The organism is Bacillus litorisediminis (genome assembly GCF_022808645.1).
Taxonomy (GTDB): Bacteria; Bacillota; Bacilli; order Bacillales; family JC228; genus Bacillus_BF; species Bacillus_BF litorisediminis.
In genome coordinates this window covers 35148-56962 of record NZ_JAKZKT010000008.1, presented here as the reverse complement: position 1 = coordinate 56962, position 21815 = coordinate 35148, and the positions used below count along the sequence as shown (strand labels likewise).

Sequence of the window (21815 nt, the reverse complement as noted above, 5' to 3'; positions counted from 1 at the left end):
TACTGTATGTTCATAAAAGCTGCTCCAGGGCGACCTTCCAACGACTTTACTTAAGGAACCTCCCAGCTATTGGTTCCTCTCTCTTCAAGCAATGATTCGCTGTACTCTTCCCTTTCCTCGCAAATCTTTATTTTTCTTTTTTTAATATTAGCGAAATGAATAGTATTAGTCAATGGTATTGACGATTTTAGTTTATCTTATACATGAACGGTCGAAAGGTGAAAGAAATAACACATTCTATAGTGTTTATACATAGATTATAAAGAGGGACGTAAAGGGGGAGAGAGCCTTTTATGAGAAGAAAATACAATCCTTACACTTTGCCGCCATGGCTGCGAAACTTCCGCAGCATTTGCCAGCAGCTCATTGTGCCTTTTTCTATTTTCCAAGGAATTCGAACTTTATTTTTCCCTACTACTTTTGATGTTTTATTACTGTGCATATTTGTTGTGACTGCATTAGCTTTTTATTTTGATTGGATTTAAAGGAGCCCTTATTGGATGAACCCTCCTATTGGGCTCCTTCTTTTGCTTGCTTTTTCTGTCTTTCAATTTCATCCAATCTCATCACAATATACTCCGTATTTTTCAGAATCCAAAATTTTACCTGTAGTTCCCTGGCGGCTTTAAACTGGTTAAATTTTGTAGTGCTTTTATAGTATTTTTCAAGTGTCTGTATAATAGGAAGCGGATACGCTAAATAACTGATCAAGAGATCCATTTCCAGCTCTTTTAAAGCAAAATGACTCGTGTACGTATAAATCCACTCCACAACATCTTCATTCTGATTCGGCAGTCCCTCACACGCCCTTGCGACAAAGGGCAAAATATCATGATGAGGTGCGGCATACCGGGATTCTTCAAAATTAATAAAATATCCATAGCCTCTTTCATCAAATAAGAAATGATCAGGAGCGACTTTTCCATGAACGATGACCATTCTCATCTTTTTGGAATCCTTTGCTTTTTCATACCAATCATCCAGTTTTCGAATCGCAAATTGGAGGGCTTGTTTTACATTATGATAGTACGTGCAAATCATGAGTTCAAATGGGGACATATACCACTTTTGTTCACAGGCTTCTATCATTTCATCTAGCATCAGGGATTCTTTTTCCCACTGGGTTTTCGTCTCTTCATAATGATTTTCTGTATTCTCATCTGTGAGTTCTACTTCTTTAGAAGACAGGGTATGGAGCCGAGCCAGCTCACGAAACAATTGCTTTTGTTTGCTATTTCGATCTTCGGTATTTTTATATTCATTGGCAACCCAGGGCATTAAATAAAAAAGCCGGTTTTGATAAAGCACAGCATATCGTCCATCTGGTGTTGGATAAATGGGAACAATTCGGTTATACCCTTTTTGAAAAAGCAAATGAATGTTTCGGACAAAATTAATGCCTTTATAAGGACTAGCCTCTTTTAAGGCAAAAGTCCCCTGGTTTGAGTATATTTTATAGGCAGAGCCAATCTGTTCGACATAATGCGACCTGATTCCGTATTGACTCAGAATTGGCTGAATCGCTGTAAGGGCATCGGTTTGGGACATTTCCCTTTCCCCTTTCCATCCTTCTCTTAACCTGGTGCAAAATAGGAGAAAGAGCAGGAAAGAAATAATCCTCCTGCTCGTGGTCTCTATTTTTTATGAATGACTGGTTTCTTTGCCTCAGGAATATATAAGACTTGCCCGTCATGAATTTCTTCATGCGCCTCTAACTGATTCACCTTTAAAAGCTGCTGTACACTGATTTCATAGCGCTCAGCGATCTGTTCTACACTCTCTCCCTGCTGGACAAAGTATATCTTCATTCTGGCAGATTCCTCTTCTTCTGTTTTTCTGGCAAAAAACTCAGCTAGCGAAATCCCTTTCCCTTTCGCCGTTTTTTGCTTCAAGGTTTGTGTCTTCACTTTTTTATTGTCTTCAGCTTCTTCTTGTTCTTGCTGATCTTCCGTTTCAGGATACTCTGCTGCTGGTGCAGATGAAGAAGATTCAGGGAGATTCTCAACAAATCCAGCTTCTTCTTCGGATACGGAAGGCTGTTGTTTTTCCCCTCTAACAGCTAACTGGTCTACTTCCTCAGTAGCTTGAAAAGACGGGAACTTATTGTTGGCCTGGTAGGCAATATGAATCGGGACGGCTTCTTCTTCCTCTGTCTGTTCAAATGGTTTCCTTGCTTCCGCTGAAAAAGAATAGTCTTCTTCTAGATCTTCCGACTCATCCTCATACTCATAGTCGTCCTCGTCATCTACATCTTCGAGTTGATCATCTGCTTCAGTTGAGCGGAAAAGCAATACTTTTTCTTCTTCTTGAACTTCTTCTGTTGCTTCTTCCTCAGCCAGGTCTTCGGCTTCATCAATCACTGATGTTTCTTCGTGGCCCCGTACACCCGTAACCGTTAGGTCGGCAGAAAGCTTCAGGCAGTTATTCTCTGGAAGCACATAATCAAAACTGTCTACATTGACATCTAATTCGTCTAAACTGTTCACCCTGTTTGTTGGAATGGTAATGTCAACAGGGAAATAATGCTGAAATACGAAACACTCTTCTTCATCAGACTCGCTCACCCGTACATATCTTCCAGACGTCAATTCATCCTCTTCGTTCTCCTCATTCTTTTCCACTTGTCTATATTCACCCGTTAATTCTAAGGAGCCACGAATCGCTACATATAATTCCTTCTCCTGAATCGTCACATTTGGTTCAAGCGAAATAGATAGAAGCTCTGCTACTTCCTGTCCCTTTCGAAACCAGACAGACTCCTCTAAGGAAAATCGTAAATATGAAGTGTTTCCTTGAGTCAAAGGGACTCCTCCTTTCATGACTTCATTTAAAAGTTCAGTATGTCATTAACACTTTATGAAACGCTTAGACAATTTATGAACAGAAGTATGAAAGGATTGGGAAAAACTTCTGAAGAAGATAAAATCCCCTGCACAATGAATTATGCAAGGGATTTTATCTTTCTATCAGGCAAGCTTTGAAAAAGCTCTTTCAATCGCAGCGATTGTTTTATCGATATCTTCATCTGTATGCGCTGTTGAAAGGAATAAACCTTCAAATTGGGATGGCGGCAAGAAGACACCTTCATTCGCCATCTCCCGATAGTAAGCAGCAAAAAATTGAAGATTTGACGTTTTCGCAGTTTCATAATTAATAACTTTTTCATTGGTAAAGAAAAAGCCAATCATAGAACCGGCGCGATTCACACAGTGTGGAATATTATATTTTTCTGCTGCCTCTTTAATTCCAGCCTCCAGACGGTCACCTTTTTTCACAAAGTCCTCATAGTCAGCTGGAGTCAGCTGCCTTAGTGTCTCATATCCCGCTGTCATCGCTAATGGATTTCCTGAGAGCGTGCCTGCCTGATAAATCGGACCAGACGGAGCAATTTTACTCATGATTTCAGCTTTTCCGCCAAATGCTCCAACCGGCAGCCCGCCCCCGATTACTTTTCCAAGACAGGTGAGGTCCGGAGTAATGCCAAAATAGCCTTGAGCACAATTATAGCCAACTCTAAAGCCTGTCATGACTTCATCAAAAATTAATAGTGCTCCATACTGTTCAGTCAATTCGCGCAGTGTTTCAAGAAACCCGGCAACTGGCGGAACAACTCCCATATTTCCAGCGACAGGTTCTACAATTACACAAGCAATATCATCGCCATACTTTTCAAATACGAGTTTGGTGTTTTCAATATCATTATAAGGCACCGTAATTGTATTTTTCGCTATACTTTCAGGTACACCTGGACTATCTGGGAGGCCAAGAGTTGCAACACCAGAACCTGCTTTAATCAAAAGAGAATCTCCGTGTCCATGATAACTTCCTTCAAATTTTAAAATCTTATTTCTGCCTGTGTAACCGCGGGCTAAACGGAGGGCACTCATTGTTGCCTCTGTTCCTGAAGAAACCATACGTATGATTTCAATAGAAGGAACTCTTTCTTTCACAAGTTCAGCTAACTGGTTTTCAGCAAGTGTTGGCGCTCCGAAACTGGTACCAGATTCCGCTACTTTTTTGATTGCTTCAACTACTGTGTCATTGGCATGGCCGAGAATAAGGGGTCCCCAAGAAAGAACGTAATCAATATATTCATTGCCATCAATGTCATAAATCTTCGAGCCTTTCCCTCTTTCCATGAAAATCGGATCCATGTCAACAGATTTAAAGGCCCGGACTGGACTATTCACTCCGCCCGGCATTAATTCAAGTGCTTTTTTAAACGCTTCCTTTGAACGCTCGTAGGATCTCATCAATGAAACCTCCTAAATCGGATTAAAGTTCTTCCGTCATCCATCTGGCTGCTTCTTTTGCATGATAGGTCATAATAATATTAGCACCTGCACGCTTCATGCTAGTAAACATTTCAAGGACTGTTTTCTTCTCATCGATCCAGCCGTTTTTGGAGGCTGCTTTAATCATTGCATATTCACCGCTGACATTGTAGGCCACAATTGGGACAAAAACTTCATTTCGCACTTCCCGGATAATATCTAAATAGGACAGTGCTGGTTTAATGATAAGGAAATCGGCGCCTTCCTCTATGTCAGTTAATGCTTCTTTCATTGCCTCTAACCGATTAGCAGGATCCATTTGATACGTCTTGCGGTCTCCAAACTGAGGTGTACTGTGAGCAGCATCACGGAATGGACCATAAAAAGCTGAAGCATATTTCACCCCGTATGACATAATCGGTACATGAGTATAACCTGCTTCATCTAAACCTTGGCGAATCGCAGCAACAAATCCATCCATCATATTGGATGGCGCAATAATATCAGCGCCTGCTTTCGCTTGACTGACAGCGGTTTTGGTTAATAGTTCTAAGGATGGATCATTGTCCACTTGACCGTCTCTGATAACTCCGCAATGACCATGATCCGTATATTGGCATAGACAATTGTCTACTACAACAACAAGTTCTGGGAAATATTCCTTAATGAATCTCGTTGCTTTTTGAACAATTCCTTCATCGTTATAAGCTTCAGAACCAACAGCATCTTTATGAGACGGTACACCGAACAAAATAACAGATGGAATGCCTAAAGAAACGACTTCTTCAATTTCCTCTTTTAAGTAGTCCAATGAAATTTGAAATACTCCTGGCATCGATGAAATTTCATTTTTGATGCCTTCCCCCTGAACAACGAAGAGAGGGTACATGAGGTCACTTGGAGATAGCCGGGTTTCTCTAACCATCGTACGGATCCCTGCTGACTGCCGTAAGCGGCGATGGCGTCTAAAATCTAAATCGTGCATTTTTACAGCCTCCTAATTTGTATATTTTACAATCGCTTTAAACAAATCGTCGAACGTATATTGCTCTGGTATAATATCGGCCTCTATTCCAAAAGCGTTTAGCGCTTTCTGTGTGGAAGAACCAATCACAGCGCAGATAAATTCTTGTTGTTCCATCCTATCTTTAATGGCTAAACAGACCTCCATAAAATGATGAACGGTTGATGGACTTGTAAAAGCAATAATCATGTTGTGCTTGTAATTTTGTAAGAGCTCATTTAACTGTTCCCGGCTTTGTCTAGGAAAAAAGGTTTCATATACAATCGGGTCTTCTACCAAGGCTCCTTTTGCTGTTAATTCATTTTTAATGACAGGCTGAGCCAGATTACCTCTAGGTAAAAGGATTTTGTCACCGCCTTTAATCACTTCGGCAAATTCCTTTACAAAGACATCTGCAGCATAAACACTGGGTGTAAATTGAACCATCAGCCCTTTTCTTTCAATCGCGTTGGCCGTTTTTTTCCCAACTGCAGCAATTCTAGCTGTAATATTCTCACTTTTAACTTTCTCAAAAAAATAGGTGACCGCATTTTGACTGGTGAAGATAATCCAATCATATCTTTCTTTTGATACAGAAAATTCAATGGGCCGAAAATCGATCAGTGGAACAATATGCGGAACCCCTCCAGCTTCTGAAACTGAATGTGCAAATTTCTTAGCAGCCTCTCCACCTCTTGGAAATAGGACGTGATACCCTTTTAAAGGCTGTTCAGCGTTCATTAATGGTCCAACTCCTGCTTGACTCTGTCAATCAGCTCTTTTGCACCATGGCTTGAAAGCAATTCTGCAGCTTCTTTTCCAACTTGGATTGGGTCTGTTCCCTCAACAATCTCTTTATAGATAATCTCACCATCCGGTGCTGCGACAAGTGCCATCATCGATATAATGCCATTGTCTTTAATGGATGCATATCCGCCAATTGGCACCTGGCATCCGCCTTCCATTTTTTGCAGAAATTCTCTTTCTGCCAAGACCGCTTTAGCTGTCTCTTCAGAATGAAGGGGCTTTAAAATGTGTAATAGCTCCTCATCGTCCTCTCTGCACTCAATCGCAAGTGCACCTTGACCTACAGCGGGAATACAAATATCCGGATCTAAATATTGAGTAACGACTTCTTTTGACCAGCCCATCCGCGCTAACCCGGCCGCAGCCAAAATAATCGCATCATAATCCTCTGTTTCGAGCTTCTGAAGGCGGGTATCAATATTACCACGAATCCATTTAATCGTTAGATCTGGTCTTCTTGCTAATATTTGCGCAGATCTTCTTAAACTGCTCGTCCCGATAACAGCACCTGCCGGCAGTTCATCTAACGGAACATGTCCTTTTGATATAAGGACATCCCGATGATCCTCCCGTTCTGGTATACAGCCAATGATGAGCCCCTTTGGCAATTCTGCAGGCATATCCTTCATACTATGTACCGCAAAGTCAATTCTCTCATCCAGTAATGCCTGCTCAATCTCTTTAACGAAAAGACCTTTACCGCCTACCTTCGAAAGTGTTACATCTAAAATTTTGTCACCTTTCGTAACAATTTCATGGAGATGAAAAGTAAGAGTCTCTTCGTTCAATTGCTTCAGTTGTGATAAAACCCATTTTGTTTGTGTTAGAGCCAGCTGACTTCTACGTGAACCAACCGTTAAGTTTCGCATGAAAAATCCCTCCTATTAGGTGTTCCAAAAATGAAAGGAAGACAGGCTTCCAAACAAGAAAAAGTTAATTAACACGATTAAAAAAGATGCGATGTTCCAAAGTGCCAGGGATTTCCCCGTTTTATGCCGTCTAACCTTCATGTAGAGGAACACACTATACACAATGAGAACGATGAATGATCCGATAATCTTCGGGTCAAACCAATTCAATCCGGGCAGTTTTAAGAATGCCCATTGAATTCCAAGAATCAAGCTTAATAGAAGAATAGGTACCCCGATAATATTTAAGATATAGGACATCGTTTCAAGCTTTGATAAATCACTAAGCCGACGCAGGCGTTTTCCCCATTTTTTCCTCTTTAATAAATCATACTGGATTAAATAAACAATTGAAAATACAAAGGATAAAGAAAAAGCAGCATAGGACAAGATGGCCATCGTAATATGGGTAAATAATAACTCGGATATTAGCCTCTCAGCCATCACTGTTGAATCTGTATCGTCTGGTGCAAATGTATGAATCGCGATTATAATAAATCCAAGTATATTCGTAAAAAACACGATAAAATCCATTTTTAAAAACTTATTAATCGTTAACGAAAGGGTGACGAGTACCCACGCATAAAAATAGAGACCCTCAAAAATGGTGAGTACGGGGAACCGACCAATTTCGATTACATAAAAACACAAAAAAATTGTTTGCATAGACCAAACAATTGCCAGTAACCAAAATGCGATTCGGTTCGCCTTCCGATTTGTATCAATAAAATCTATGAAATAAAACAAGATGCTGATGGCATATAAAATAACCATCAGCTCATGTAGCCTTGTCAAAAATAAGTCTAACATAGGCGTAACCCCGCTTGTTTATGATAATGACTCCACAGCGGTTTTCTTTTTATTCGTTTGGAACGAAGGCTGCTGCAGTCTTAGTTTTTCTTCTTCCAAGGATTGTTCAATACCAAAAATCTTCGTAAATAATGCTATCGATTCTTCTGCATTCGGTTCAGCAGCAAGTTCCTTAATTTGAAGAATAGGTTCCTTTAACAGCTGATTAATGATACTCTTTGTATGCTTATTTAAAACCTTTTGTTCCCGTTCTGTTAAATGAGGCAGCTTTCTTTCAATGCTTTTCATGGTTTCTGCCTGAATCGCCAAAGCTTTTTCACGCAATGCATTGATGACAGGGACAACCCCTAATGTATTGACCCATTGGCTAAAAGCTACAATTGCTTCCTCAATCATCAACTCAATTTCCTCTGCTGCCTTCTTTCTTTCAGCAAGATTCGCTTCAACAATACCTTCTAAATCATCAATATCATATAAAAAGACACTATCCAGCTCTTCAATGGCAGGATCGAGATCTCGCGGAACCGCAATATCAACCATAAAAATTGGACGGCCCTTACGGATTCTTTCAACATCAGCCATCATTTCTTTTGTAATGATATATCCTTGTGCGCCAGTTGAACTGATCACAATATCTGCCTCTAAAAGGGCACATTGCAATTCTTGTAAAGACTTTGGCTGTCCTTTAAATTTATCAGCTAGATCTTTCGCCTTTTCAAATGTCCGGTTCACGACTGTTACTTTTTCAACACCATTGCCATAAAGATTTTCAGCGGCCAGCTCACCCATTTTCCCTGCACCGATAATTAGGACGTGCTGATCTTTTAGAGAACCAAAGATCTTTTTGGCAAGTTCCACAGCCGCGTAACTGACAGATACTGCATTAGAACCAATCTCCGTTTCGGAGTGACCCTTTTTAGCTACTGTAATGGCTTCTTTAAATAAATGATTAAAGATAGTGCCCGTAGTTTTTTCTTCTTGTCCGATTAAAAAGCTGGAACGGACTTGTCCGAGAATTTGTGTTTCACCAAGCACCATAGAATTCAAACCACAGCTTACTCTAAATAAATGCTCAACGGCATGTTCATTTTCATAAAAGAATAGGTATGGGGAGAATTCATCCTTATCGATGTTAAACCATTTGGAAAGAAAATCCTTTATATAATAACGTCCTGTATGCAGCTGATCGACAACCGCGTATACTTCAGTACGGTTACAAGTTGAAACAATCACGTTTTCCAGTATACTTTTCTGTTGGCTTAACTGCTTCATCGCAAGTGAAAGGTCTTGCTCTTGAAAAGACAAGCGCTCGCGAATTTCGACAGGAGCCGTTTTAAAATTTATCCCTACTGATAAGATATGCATGATTCGGACACCCCCATTTCGGTCCTTTCCACTCAAATATCCACATATGTATTATACAACTCTAGGTCGCTTAGCCTAAAATTAATTGTGAACAGATTTCGAAAACTATGCTAATCTAAAAAAGGTCAGACAAATTTAATTATGTTTTTCCAACCTTCGACAACTCTCATACGTACAGTATCAAAAAAAGACTCAAGATTCAAGTTATACACATAGGAGAGAGAAAAATGAAGCATCGAATTTTTCCAGGAATTTTACTTTTAGGCTTTGGCTGTTACTTTTTTATTGATGATTGGATCCCAGAATGGGGCTTTCTTCAGTCGTGGCCAACTCTTTTAGCGATTATTGGTGTTGCTTTTCTCGGCCAGGCATACATAGGAAAAGACTATGAAAGTATTATACCAGGTGTCATTTTTATCGGGATTGGGATTCATTTTCATGTAGTTGCACAATTATCACTTTGGGCCGGCCATTTTGGTGTGTTTGTCTTGGTAATTGCTTTAGCATTTCTTTTATATTATCAGAAAAAAGGCGATGGCTTAGGTGTTGGCCTTTCCTTTCTAATATTAGCGGTCTTCCTCTTATTTTCCGATAAAGTAGCGACTGGTATTGGCTTCTTGGAAACTAGCATCGCCTTTATTCAACGATTTTGGCCATTTGTCTTTATCGTACTCGGTCTTATTCTATTGTTCTTTAAAAGGAAATAATTTATGCAAAAAAAATACCGGCGCAAAGGCCGGTATTTTTTATAGATAAGATTGAATTATTCTCCATGCCTGATCTTTTCCTTCTCCTGTCTCAGAAGAAAAGAGGAGAATATGATCTTCTGGGTCAAACCCGAGAGTTTCCTTTACAATTTTTAAATGCTTCTGCCACTTTCCGCGTGGCACCTTATCGGCTTTCGTCGCGACAATGATACATTTCAAGCCGTAGTGCTTAAGAAAATCATACATCATTACATCATCTTTAGAAGGGGGATGGCGCAAATCTACGATTAAGAAGACTGCCTTTAACTGTTCTCTTGTGGAAAAGTACTTCTCCATCATCCTTCCCCATGCTTCCCGCTCTTTTTTAGAAACCTTTGCATAACCATATCCGGGCACGTCTACAAAGTAGAAGGAATCATTAATATGGTAGAAGTTTAACGTTTGCGTTTTACCCGGTTTCGATGAGGTACGGGCTAAATTTTTCCGATTTAACATTTTATTGATAAATGAAGACTTTCCTACATTAGAACGTCCCGCAAGAGCAAATTCTGGCTCCTGGCCAGGGGGATACTGCTCCGGTTTTACTGCGCTTATATATATTTCTGCCTGATGAATAATCATTGAGTGCCACCTAGTAACGCCTGTTTTAGGACTTCATCCACATGTGAAACAAGGATAAAATCTAAATCATTTCGGATTTCCTCTGGAACTTCTTCAAGGTCCTTCTCGTTATCCTTTGGCAGCAAAATGGTTGTTAATCCAGCACGATGTGCGCCGAGAGATTTTTCCTTTACACCGCCAATCGGCAATACCCTACCGCGCAATGTAATTTCTCCCGTCATCCCCACTTCCTTGCGTATAGGTTCGCCAGTTAGAGCAGAAACAAGAGCGGTAGCAATCGTTATTCCAGCGGATGGTCCATCCTTTGGAACAGCCCCTTCAGGAACATGGATATGAATATCATGCTTCTCATGAAAGTCTTCAGGGATACCCAATTCTGCAGCTTTTGAACGTACATAACTGAACGCTGTTTGAGCAGATTCCTTCATGACATCTCCCAGTTTACCGGTTAGGACAAGCTTTCCTTTACCAGGTGACAGGGAGACTTCTATTTGCAGCGTATCTCCGCCAACCGTTGTATAGGCGAGACCTGTAGCCACTCCGACTTGATTCTCCATCTCAGCCTGACCGTAACGGAATCTTGGGCGGCCTAAATATTCCTCTACTACTTTTTCCGTTACAACTACCTTTTTCCTTTCTTCGGCAACGATGACTCTGGCTGCTTTTCGGCAAATCGATGCAATTTGTCTTTCAAGGCTTCTCACGCCAGCTTCACGGGTATAGTAACGAATAATTTTCGTAATGGCCTCATCTCGGAATTGGACATGGGATTTTTGCAATCCATGCTCTTTGATTTGCTTTGGAATCAAGTGATTTTTAGCAATATGAAGCTTTTCAATCTCCGTATATCCTGCAATCGTAATAATCTCCATGCGGTCCCGCAATGGCTCTGGTATCGTAGCCAGATTATTAGCCGTAGCTATGAACATAACTTTCGATAAGTCGTATGTTTCTTCAATGTAATGATCACTAAAGTTGCTATTTTGCTCTGGGTCCAACACTTCAAGCATAGCGGCGGAAGGATCTCCTTTGAAATCACTCGACATTTTATCGATTTCATCCAGCAAAAAGACAGGATTTATCGTTCCGGCTTTTTTCATTCCCTGGATAATACGACCTGGCATGGCACCTACATAGGTTCGTCTGTGACCTCTGATTTCAGATTCATCCCGAACACCGCCAAGGGAAACCCTGACAAAATTTCTGCCTAAAGAAGTTGCAATGGATTTCGCTAAACTGGTTTTCCCTACTCCTGGCGGGCCTGCCAAGCAAAGAATCGGTCCTTTTAAGGAATTCGTAAGTTTTTGTACAGCTAAATATTCTAAAACACGCTCTTTAACTTTATCCAGGCCATAATGCTCTTCATTCAAAACCTTTTCAGCTTTTTTCAAATTAATATCGTCTTTCGTCTCTTTATTCCAAGGAAGAGCGAGGAGCCAGTCGATATAATTGCGAATCACGGCACTTTCTGCGGAGCTAGACGGGACCTTTTCATAACGGTCTAATTCTTTTTTGGCTGCCTGAAGGACATGCTCAGGCATCCCTGACTTTTCAATTTTTTCAGTCAGTTCAGCAATCTCGCCAGTTTTACCTTCTTTTTCACCCAGCTCTTTTTGAATGGCCTTCATTTGTTCACGCAAATAATATTCTTTTTGCGTCCTTTCCATTGAACGTTTGACACGCTGGCCGATTTTCTTTTCTAATTGAAGAACTTCCTTTTCATTATGCAAAAATTGAATGACCGTATTCAGTCTTCTAGACACATCTAACGTTTCTAAAACAATCTGCTTATCCTTTAATTTAATTGGCAGATGGGAAGTAATAATATCTGCCAATCGTCCTGGCTCCTCTATATCAGTAACGGACGCAAAGGTTTCGGCAGATACCTTTTTGGAGATTTTGATATACTGCTCGAAATAATCCAATAAAGTCCTCATCAAGGCTTCTTTTTCAATATCCTTTTCATCTTCAATATCAATAGGTTCAACGGTTGCTGCTAAATAAGAACCTCTATCATCAAAGTCAATTAACTTTGCACGCTTTAGTCCTTCGACTAAAACTCGGATCGTACCGTTTGGCAGTTTTAACATTTGCTTTATTTTCGTAATGGTTCCATATTGATACACATCGTCTTTCGATGGATTTTCAGTCCCTGTATTTTTTTGTGTTGTTAAAAAAATGAGATGATCATCAATCATCGCTTCTTCAAGCGATTGAACTGACTTATCCCGCCCCACATCCAAATGTAACACCATTGTTGGAAAGACCAGAAGTCCTCTTAATGGCAATAAGGGTACCGTTATCTTCTTTTTATGGGCCATGGTAACACCTCCAGTTGCTTTCATGTATTCATCATTTTATACTAGGTCATTCACTTTGTACAAAAATAAACCTTATCTATAAAATTTTATGTATGATTGCCCCCTGCATTAATATCATGCCACAAAAACTTTATCAATTACGAACTAAACAAGCAAGATTTTAATCATAAAAGAAAACCTGGCTAGCGCCAAGCCTTTAGGCACTTGCCTAGTTGCACTTATAATTTATTCCTAAAAATTTTAATTTACGTCGAATTTACCTCTTTGCCAAAATTTTTTCTTTCTTAAAGTACAAAATAAAAGCTTCGGAACGCATAAGCGCCGAAGCTTTCTTTCATTGGCCCCTAAACACTTTCCTTTTTCGAAAGCTCTACCGCCTTAGGTACAATATGTTCATCGAGGTGCTGGTCAACAAATGCTAAATCAAATACTTCTCTTAGATGGGATACGGGAACGATTTTGATTCCTTCTATTTCTTTTAACATCGATTGCATATTTTCCTCAGGAATAATCACCATTTTAGCGCCAGCTTGCTTTGCAGCCTTTACTTTTGCCAGTATTCCGCCGACTGGCTTCACATTTCCATGAATACTGATTTCACCCGTCATCGCTACATCATGTTTGACTGGCTGCTTAAAAATAGCTGAGTAAATTCCAGTTGCAATCGCAATTCCTGCAGACGGACCGTCAACCGGAATACCACCTGGGAAGTTAATATGTAAGTCATATTCACTTGCCGGAACTCCCATTGAGCGAAGGACGGTAATGACATTTTCTATCGAGCCTCGGGCCATACTTTTTCGACGCACTGACTTGCTTGAATTTCCAATACTTTCTTCCTCAACAATACCCGTAATGTTGATACTGCCTTTTTCTTTAGCATGCAAAGCCGTAACTTCTATTTCTAATAAAGCACCGCTATTAGGTCCATACACCGCTAGCCCATTCACGTACCCAATCGATGCCTGATCATTTATCTTTCTTTCCATTCTTGGAGATAGCTGACTAGAATGAATAACCCATTCAATGTCTTCATCTTTGATATAGTTTCGATCTTCCGTAATGGCTAAGCCTGCAGCTATTTGCACTAAATTAACAGCTTCCCGTCCATTCCGAGCGTAGGATGACAACAGTTCTAAGCCGTGATCACTGATCGAAAGATTTACTTTTTCAGCAGCCCGTTGTGCAACTTTTGCAATTTCATCGGGGTCTAGCTCTCTAAAGAATACTTCCATACATCTTGAACGAATAGCTGGCGGTATTTCGTTTGGTGTCCTTGTGGTTGCTCCGACTAGACGGAAGTCGGCAGGTAAGCCATTTTTAAAAATGTCGTGGATATGATTCGGAATTTGATTATTTTCTTCACTATAATAGGCACTCTCTAAAAATACTTTGCGATCCTCTAATACTTTAAGTAGTTTATTCATTTGAATCGGGTGAAGTTCCCCAATTTCATCAATAAATAATACCCCGCCATGAGCATTTGTCACGGCGCCTTGTTTTGGCTGCGGAATACCAGCCTGCCCCATAGCTCCAGCTCCCTGATAAATCGGATCGTGAACAGAGCCAATTAAGGGATCGGCAATACCCCGTTCATCGAATCTGGCAGTTGTTGCATCCAGTTCTACAAATACAGCAGAACGACGGAAAGGCGATTTCATATTTTTCTTAGCTTCTTCCAGAACTAGACGAGCTGCGGCCGTTTTCCCTACGCCAGGAGGTCCATAAATAATAACGTGCTGCGGATTTGGTCCGCAAAGTGCTGCCTTTAATGCTTTTATACCATCTTCCTGTCCAATTATATCAGCAAAACTGGTTGGCCTTACTTTCTCAGCAAGGGGCTCTGTCAGCTTAATAGAACGGAGCCGGCGCAGCTGTTCCATCTCTTTACGTGATTCTTTGTCTATTGTTACCTTCTGTGTACGTTGGCTCTTTAGTAAGTTCCAAAAGTAAAGACCGATAATGATCCCGAAAAACAATTGGACCACTAATGCAATACTTGTCCAACTCATCCCTTTCCCTCCTGAATCTTATTAGAATTTACTATCAACTTGGGCTTATGTAGAATGTTCAATTGGATTGTTTCCAAACCATCTTGAAGGCATCTGCCAAGCTTATCTTTAAAAACTAGTATCTCCGTTGTCAGAAAGGAATAAACAAGAGAAATCAGTAAATAAATGGGATGCATAAAATAGAAATTCCGGACTTTGCATTGATTTCTGCAGGATTGGGAGCGCCAAAATGATTGGGTAAATAACAACAAAAAGCTGACCCCTTCAGGAGTCAGCTTTTATCCATAATTAAGCCGTATTTTTTGTTTCGAATGGAACTTCAGTGCCATCTGCCAGGAGCAATTTTGGCGGCTTCTGATCGGTTACCGTTTCCTTTGTAATGATACATTTTTGGATATCATCACGCGAAGGAAGATCAAACATTACATCGAGCATAATGGATTCAATGATGGAACGCAGTCCTCGTGCACCTGTTTTTCGCTCAATTGCTTTTTTGGCAATTTCAACAAGTGCTTCTTCTTCGAACTCTAGCTCTACATCGTCTAGCTCTAACATTTTTTGATATTGCTTTACTAAAGCATTTTTTGGTTTTGTTAAAATTTCGATTAAAGCACCTTCATCCAATGGCTCCAGGCTTGCCAATACTGGCAAACGGCCAATAAATTCAGGAATTAATCCAAAACGGAGCAAATCTTCAGGCAATGCTTTTGATAATAGATGCTTCTGGTCAACCTCATTCTGTTTCGTGTCAGCACCAAAACCGATTACCTTTTGTCCTAAACGGCGTTTAATAATTTGTTCGATTCCGTCAAAGGCACCGCCGCAAATAAATAGGATGTTAGACGTGTCAATTTGAATAAACTCCTGATGCGGGTGCTTTCTGCCGCCTTGCGGAGGTACACTTGCAACTGTACCTTCCAGTATCTTTAATAAAGCCTGCTGAACACCTTCACCCGACACATCACGTGTAATGGAAGGATTTTCAGATTTACGGGCAATTTTATCGATCTCATCAATATAAATAATCCCTTTTTCGGCTTTTTCTACATCATAGTCAGCCGCCTGTATCAGTTTAAGAAGGATATTTTCAACATCTTCACCGACGTACCCGGCTTCTGTTAATGAAGTTGCATCTGCAATTGCAAATGGAACGTTTAAAATTCGTGCTAAAGTTTGAGCTAATAACGTTTTACCGCTTCCAGTAGGACCGATTAAACATATGTTACTTTTAGCCAATTCTACTTCGTCAATCTTACTATTTGAATTAATCCGCTTGTAATGGTTATAAACGGCAACTGCTAAGGATTTCTTTGCCTGCTCCTGACCAATTACATAATCGTCCAAAATTTCTCGGATCTCTCTAGGTTTTGGAACATCTTTAAATTCCACTTCTTCTTCGGTTCCGAGCTCTTCCTCTACGATTTCCGTACAAAGTTCTATACACTCATCACATATATATACGCCAGGACCTGCAACAATCTTTCTTACTTGGTCCTGTGTTTTACCACAAAATGAGCATTTAACTTGTCCTTTCTCATCGTTAAACTTAAACATCTTTTCACCCCTTTGATTTGATCCGAACTGGAGAAAAGAAAACAATAAAAATTCAAACTAAACTTTAACCTCGAATATGTATTGCATTGTAACACAAATAAGTATGTACGGGAAATGATCAGATTCATTCCTGCAAAAAATAGGCTTATTCTTAATGGTTTCCATTTCTTCATTGCTTCAACCGTGATTATGTATGAATTCCATTTCATTTCTTGCCAAGATTCGGATCCTTTTATCTAGAATACTTCCAGACGTTCATTTTCGCAACTGTAAAAAAATCACAAAAAAACATCCTTAAGTGGAAACAAAGGCACGATGAAGTATCGCGCCTTTGTTTTATTACTTATTATTATGCAACAGATTTACTGTTTTCTACAAGAAATTCAATTGCCTTTTTAATTTTAATATCTGTTTTAAGACCATCAAGATTACCAAGAGCTTTTTTAATTTGATCGGCAGACAAATTAAATTGAGAAGACATGGATTCTAGTTCCTTTTCTACATCTTCTTCTGTAGCTTCAAGATTTTCAGCATTTGCGATCGCTTCAAGTACTAAATTAATGCGAACACGATTTTCTGCTTCTTCTTTCATTTGCTCTCTTAAAGCAGACTCATCCTGGCCAGAGAATTGGTAGTAAAGCTCTAAGTTTAAGCCTTGCATTTGCAGACGTTGGCCAAACTCTTGAATCATGCGGTCAGTTTCAGTTGTAATCATCGCTTCTGGAATATCAATTTCTGCGTTTTCAGCAGCTTTTTCAACTACTGTGTCACGAAGATGCTGGTCAGCTTCTTGTTCTTTTTGCTCTTTTAGACGATTTTTAATTTTTTCCTTTAATGCGTCTAATGTTTCTACCTCTTCGTCTACATCTACTGCAAACTCATCATCTAGTTCAGGGAGAACTTTTGTTTTGATTTCATGAACTTTCACTTTAAATACGGCAGGCTTACCAGCTAGCTCTGATGCGTGATATTCTTCTGGGAAGGTAACTTCAACATCTTTTTCTTCCCCTGCTTTCACACCAATTAATTGGTCCTCAAAACCAGGAATAAAGGAATTTGATCCGAGTTCTAGCGAATAGTTTTCAGCTTTTCCGCCTTCAAAGGCTTCTCCATCAACGAATCCTTCAAAATCAATCACAACCGTATCGCCAGCTTCAGCTGCTCCCTCTTCTCTAACAGTAAGCTCAGCATGCTGTTCTTGAATTTTCTTCAATTCGTTTTGAACGTCTTCATCTGACACTTCACGATCTAATGGAGTAACTTCTAGACCTTTATATTCACCAAGTTTTACCTCTGGTTTTACTGTTACAGTTGCTTTAAAAATAAGCGGACTGCCTTTTTCGATTTGCTCGATGTCGATTTCAGGACGGTCTACTGGTTCAATATTCGTTTCTTCTACAGCTTTTGAATAAGCTTCTGGCAAAATGATGTCTAGAGCATCTTGGTAAAGGGATTCCACACCGAAACGTTTTTCAAAAAGCGCACGAGGCATTTTCCCTTTTCTGAAACCAGGTACATTAATTTGTTTTACCACTTTTTTAAATGCTTGATCTAACGCTGCGTTAACCGTTTCAGCGTCCACTTCGACAGTAAGAACGCCAGTGTTCCCTTCAAGCTTTTCCCATTTTGCAGACATACAGTTCCCTCCAAGAAAATATATAATTGTAGTTTATTTTTTCTTTAAAAATACGTCTATCATGCCAATCAATTTTTTAAAACACGTCGGTTTAAAAAATAGATGTCAAGCATGCTAAATCCTCGTCGCTAAGGATTTAGATGTATTCTCATCAACATGCAACCATTACATTATATCATACACTGCATAGCTTTCAACCATTTTCAAAATCGCGATTATTACAGTTCAGGAAAAGGAATAGACTCTAACATTTGAATTTGATTCATTGATGTTGTAACGCTTTCCATACTTGTCACATATTCGTCAATCATCGTCTCTTGATTGACTTCAAGACCATACAGTTCCATTCCCTTAATGTGATATGCGCATGCCCATGCTTCCTCTTTGCTGATTGGCTCCATTTGAAAGGGAAAGAGAATAAAAAAATGCCGTTCAATTAATTGTTTTAAATTGGTGAGCAGTGACGGATTCTCGTGCTCAAGTCTTTCTTTTAAAAGAGAGATTAATTTTTGATAGAAAATCTGGCCATTAAATCCTTCCTCTTCCTTAGGCACAAGTGTTTGTTTTTTGCCAAACTTTGAAACCGAAATCGGATGATCATATTTTTGTTCAATGAGTGCATGTAAAATAACAGATTTAATAAATGGATGTCGGTCTGGTTCATTTAACATTATTTCAATCTCTTTTATAAAGGGACGGATGTCTTGCTGAAAAAGCTGCAAATGCTGAAACCAATATGCATCGTCCATTTTCACTCCGAGTGAATCATGAGAAGGTTCTGGCCGGTTCTTTCGTTTTTCTATAAAAGAAAGAAGCTTTTCTAACCGATCTCGCACGTTCGGATTCAGTTCATCTCCTTGTTCCTCTAACAAAACCGAAATATGTCGATTGGCTTCTTCAAACTGACGAAGCTCTATTAACGTTTTTATGTATGTCTCAAAGACCATATAATAAGACCCGATCCCTTTATGGAGCATTTCCTGACATATACCTTTTGCCTTATTCCATTCTTTGATTTCCATATAGGAGGCAATGAGAGCCCATAGAATTCTTTCGTCTTCCGCGTCATACTGTAACGCTTGTTCCAGATAATCTATCGCTTCTTCAGGTTCGTGATTTTGGAGAGCTTCAGCCCCTAATTGAATCAGGCGCTCTTTTAAATTGGGAAAGGGAATAACATTGCTGTTATTTCGATCTTCCTGTTTACTCATGACAATCTCTCATTTCCGTAAAGGTGTACACTCAGTGTAACAAACACATGCTATTCAATCAAAAAAATTATGTATAGCGGAAAGAAAGTCCTACCTCATTATGAGACTTGCATCTCGGATTTTATACTTCTTTTCTATTATAAAGAGCCTACCGATTATATCGGTAGGCTCTAGTTAGCGTCCCAGGAGAGATTCGAACTCCCGACCGACAGCTTAGAAGGCTGTTGCTCTATCCTGCTGAGCTACTGGGACATTTAATCAACATTAAAACATTTACATAGTAGTTAGAAATTAAATAACCATCATGTTCCATCCTGTTCCTTCCTCTACTAGCCTATACGTAGAAGCTAATGCGTCGGAACAAAGCTACAAGGGAGTAATTCAAGATGTTTACGCTTTGCTGAGCTACTGGGACATTATATTTACAAAACACTGTCCGTTTTTAGCGGACAAGAATTATTATAGTGAGAATAGCGTTGATTGTCAACCCATTTTAATCATTTTTTTCTATATTAGAATAGAAAAGAAGTAAACCGATATTACTTCTTTTCCTCTAATCATTCACCTAACGTTCTGATGATTATAACTTCAAAAAAATATTTACACATTTATTTTATCTGTTCACAGTGGATACTGTAAAGCTGATTTTTTCAATAGGCTGCTCCATCTGTTCCACATTGATGATGGATACAACCAATTGATTTCCTTCGATTTCCAGCATCATAAAGGTTCGCTCTTTCCTTCCTCTTGGGAGCCGGAGACTTCCCGGATTCAAAAAAAGAATCCCGTCAATCATTTCCGCTCCTACAAGATGGGAGTGTCCAAAACAAACGATGTTGGCTCCCTTTTCTTGAGCTTTATAATGAAGATTCAAAAGTGTCGTTTTTACATTATAGAGATGACCATGAGTAATAAACAATCGGTGGGAGTCCTTATAAACCGTTTGTTCATCCGGAAATGTTCCATTCCAGTCACAGTTCCCATTAACCGTCGTATAGGGGAGAATCGCAGGATGATCTGAGTTTAATTCTGAGTCACCACAATGAATATACCCATCCGCATCTGGAAAGGCATTAACAACCTTTTCTAATTCTTTTGTCAGCCCATGACTATCGCTTACAATTATAAATTTCATTTCTTGTCACTTCCTGCAAGCCATTCGTCCAAAACCTGCGACAGTTTTTTGATCGCGTTTCCTCTATGACTGATCCTATTCTTTTCTTCCTTAGAAAGCTCAGCTAACGTTTTTCCATATTCCTCTACATAAAAAATTGGATCGTAGCCAAATCCGTTACTGCCTCTTTTTTCAGTTAAAATTTTTCCTTCACAAGTTCCCGAAACGGTTTTAGTCTGAATCCCTGGCCCGCTAAAAGCCAGAGCACAATAAAATCTGGCAGTTCGGTCTTTATCGGGAACACCCTCTAATTCCTGCAATACTTTTAGAATATTTGCCTCATCATTTTTTTCTTCGCCCGCATAACGGGCTGAATAGATGCCCGGTCTGCCATTTAAAAAATCAACGATAAGCCCTGAGTCATCCCCAATCGCATAACAGTTCAATTTGTTTGAAATCGTCTCTGCTTTTTTGATTGCATTTTCTTCAAAGGTTAATCCATCTTCAATAATGTCAATCTCCTCATCGAGATCTAATAATGTGATGACTTCCATTTGAAAAGGAGCAAATAAGTCTATAAATTCCTTGGCTTTCCCTTTATTTTGAGTTGCGATAACCACTTTATTTGTCATATTTTATTCACCCGAATTGATTCGATTTGAAAGGTCTCCTAATGCTTTCTTTTGCGCATCAATTAATGTATGAATTCCGCTTTTAGCTACATCCAGCATCTCTATCAGCTGGTTATGAGTAAAGGTTGCCTCTTCGCCTGTTCCTTGTATTTCCACGAATTCACCATTACCGGTCATTACAACATTTAAGTCAACTAATGCACCGGAATCTTCCTGGTAATTTAAATCCAATATGATTCCATGATCTTTACTCATCCCGACACTGGTTGCAGCTAAATAATTTTTTACCGGAAACCTTGAAAATTTTGTTTGCTGATTCACTTTCTCAAAGGCTAACACCATTGCTACGAATGCTCCTGTAATGGATGCTGTTCTGGTGCCGCCATCTGCCTGAATGACATCACAGTCGATCCATAAGGTTTTCTCACCCATTACCTCAAGGTCTACTACAGCCCGTAATGCCCTTCCGATTAAACGTTGAATTTCCATGGTTCTGCCGGAAACTTTTCCTTTAGAGGATTCACGAATATTTCGTTGTTCTGTTGCTCTTGGAAGCATTGAATATTCAGCGGTAACCCACCCTTTGCCTTCTCCGCGCAGAAAAGGAGGAACTCGATCCTCAAGGCTTGCTGTACAAATAACCTTTGTATCACCAATCGCAATAAGGACAGATCCTTCCGGGTGTTTTATAAAATTTGTTTCAATATGTATGGGTCTCAAATCTAATGGATCCCGACCATCGTTTCGCACATTGATACTCCTTTCTGTTTCCGGTCATTACTAAGCATAAAATTTTTTTGGGTATTGCGAAGAAAAGAAGAGGTGGTACATGTGTCCACC

At 39.6% G+C, this 21815-nt stretch carries 19 protein-coding genes, 1 tRNA gene and 1 other annotated feature (1 of these 21 only partly in view); of the genes, 2 read left to right on the top strand and 18 right to left on the bottom strand.

Annotated elements, in window-relative coordinates:
• Nucleotides 1–127, bottom strand: a binding site (T-box leader); it reaches 106 nt to the left of the window's first position.
• A gap of 166 nt (nt 128–293) precedes the next feature.
• On the top strand, nt 294–485 hold the full coding sequence (locus tag MLE14_RS05990; protein WP_243297441.1) for a hypothetical protein: 192 nt from the start codon (nt 294–296) through the stop codon (nt 483–485).
• Nucleotides 486–510: 25 nt separating this feature from the next.
• On the opposite strand, the gene ysxE is transcribed toward MLE14_RS05990, so the two are convergent.
• The 8 genes from ysxE to hemA form a co-directional block, all read right to left on the bottom strand.
• Nucleotides 511–1548 carry a spore coat protein YsxE gene (gene ysxE, locus MLE14_RS05985; protein ID WP_243297440.1) on the bottom strand — a complete coding sequence of 346 codons (1038 nt, stop codon included), beginning with the start codon at nt 1546–1548 and terminating at the stop codon, nt 511–513.
• Between the two features lie 86 nt (nt 1549–1634).
• Nucleotides 1635–2801 carry a stage VI sporulation protein D gene (spoVID, locus tag MLE14_RS05980; protein ID WP_243297439.1) on the bottom strand — a complete coding sequence of 389 codons (1167 nt, stop codon included), beginning with the start codon at nt 2799–2801 and terminating at the stop codon, nt 1635–1637.
• A gap of 165 nt (nt 2802–2966) precedes the next feature.
• Complete coding sequence (gene hemL, locus MLE14_RS05975; RefSeq protein WP_243297438.1) at nt 2967–4253, bottom strand: glutamate-1-semialdehyde 2,1-aminomutase; 1287 nt, start codon at nt 4251–4253, stop codon at nt 2967–2969.
• A gap of 22 nt (nt 4254–4275) precedes the next feature.
• The gene (gene hemB / locus MLE14_RS05970) at nt 4276–5259 is read right to left on the bottom strand and encodes a porphobilinogen synthase (protein ID WP_243297437.1); all 984 of its coding nucleotides are present in this window, start codon (nt 5257–5259) and stop codon (nt 4276–4278) included.
• A gap of 12 nt (nt 5260–5271) precedes the next feature.
• The gene (locus MLE14_RS05965; protein WP_243297436.1) at nt 5272–6018 is read right to left on the bottom strand and encodes a uroporphyrinogen-III synthase; all 747 of its coding nucleotides are present in this window, start codon (nt 6016–6018) and stop codon (nt 5272–5274) included.
• Nucleotides 6018–6953, bottom strand: coding sequence for a hydroxymethylbilane synthase (gene hemC, locus MLE14_RS05960; protein ID WP_243297435.1), 936 nt, complete (start codon nt 6951–6953; stop codon nt 6018–6020). The genes MLE14_RS05965 and hemC overlap by 1 nt, the downstream gene beginning before the upstream one ends.
• A gap of 15 nt (nt 6954–6968) precedes the next feature.
• Nucleotides 6969–7802 (bottom strand): cytochrome C assembly family protein, encoded by an 834-nt coding sequence (locus tag MLE14_RS05955; RefSeq protein WP_243297434.1) that lies wholly within the window; start codon nt 7800–7802, stop codon nt 6969–6971.
• A gap of 18 nt (nt 7803–7820) precedes the next feature.
• Entirely contained in the window at nt 7821–9167 is a 1347-nt protein-coding gene (gene hemA, locus MLE14_RS05950) for a glutamyl-tRNA reductase (protein ID WP_243297433.1), read from the bottom strand.
• A gap of 227 nt (nt 9168–9394) precedes the next feature.
• On the opposite strand from hemA, the gene MLE14_RS05945 reads away from it, so the two are divergent.
• The gene (locus MLE14_RS05945; protein ID WP_243297432.1) at nt 9395–9874 is read left to right on the top strand and encodes a LiaI-LiaF-like domain-containing protein; all 480 of its coding nucleotides are present in this window, start codon (nt 9395–9397) and stop codon (nt 9872–9874) included.
• Between the two features lie 39 nt (nt 9875–9913).
• Here MLE14_RS05945 and yihA read toward each other — a convergent pair whose 3' ends face one another.
• The 10 genes from yihA to rph form a co-directional block, all read right to left on the bottom strand.
• Entirely contained in the window at nt 9914–10495 is a 582-nt protein-coding gene (yihA, locus tag MLE14_RS05940) for a ribosome biogenesis GTP-binding protein YihA/YsxC (protein WP_243297431.1), read from the bottom strand.
• Nucleotides 10492–12816, bottom strand: a complete 2325-nt coding sequence (gene lon, locus MLE14_RS05935) for an endopeptidase La (RefSeq protein ID WP_243297430.1) — start codon at nt 12814–12816, stop codon at nt 10492–10494. The genes yihA and lon overlap by 4 nt, the downstream gene beginning before the upstream one ends.
• Before the next feature lie 344 nt (nt 12817–13160).
• Complete coding sequence (gene lonB / locus MLE14_RS05930) at nt 13161–14828, bottom strand: ATP-dependent protease LonB (protein WP_243297429.1); 1668 nt, start codon at nt 14826–14828, stop codon at nt 13161–13163.
• Nucleotides 14829–15116: 288 nt separating this feature from the next.
• On the bottom strand, nt 15117–16382 hold the full coding sequence (gene clpX / locus MLE14_RS05925) for an ATP-dependent protease ATP-binding subunit ClpX (protein WP_243297428.1): 1266 nt from the start codon (nt 16380–16382) through the stop codon (nt 15117–15119).
• Nucleotides 16383–16731: 349 nt separating this feature from the next.
• Complete coding sequence (gene tig / locus MLE14_RS05920) at nt 16732–18018, bottom strand: trigger factor (protein WP_243297427.1); 1287 nt, start codon at nt 18016–18018, stop codon at nt 16732–16734.
• A gap of 218 nt (nt 18019–18236) precedes the next feature.
• Nucleotides 18237–19229, bottom strand: a complete 993-nt coding sequence (locus MLE14_RS05915; protein ID WP_243297426.1) for a tetratricopeptide repeat protein — start codon at nt 19227–19229, stop codon at nt 18237–18239.
• 178 nt (nt 19230–19407) lie between these two features.
• Nucleotides 19408–19481: transfer RNA gene (locus tag MLE14_RS05910), tRNA-Arg, on the bottom strand.
• 361 nt (nt 19482–19842) lie between these two features.
• A complete protein-coding gene (locus MLE14_RS05905; RefSeq protein ID WP_243297425.1) occupies nt 19843–20364 on the bottom strand; it encodes a metallophosphoesterase family protein in 522 nt (173 codons plus the stop codon).
• Nucleotides 20361–20975 (bottom strand): XTP/dITP diphosphatase, encoded by a 615-nt coding sequence (locus MLE14_RS05900; RefSeq protein WP_243297424.1) that lies wholly within the window; start codon nt 20973–20975, stop codon nt 20361–20363. The genes MLE14_RS05905 and MLE14_RS05900 overlap by 4 nt, the downstream gene beginning before the upstream one ends.
• 3 nt (nt 20976–20978) lie before the next feature.
• Nucleotides 20979–21725: a ribonuclease PH gene (gene rph / locus MLE14_RS05895; RefSeq protein WP_243297423.1), complete on the bottom strand. Its 747-nt coding sequence runs from the start codon at nt 21723–21725 to the stop codon at nt 20979–20981.
• Nucleotides 21726–21815: the final 90 nt, after the last annotated feature.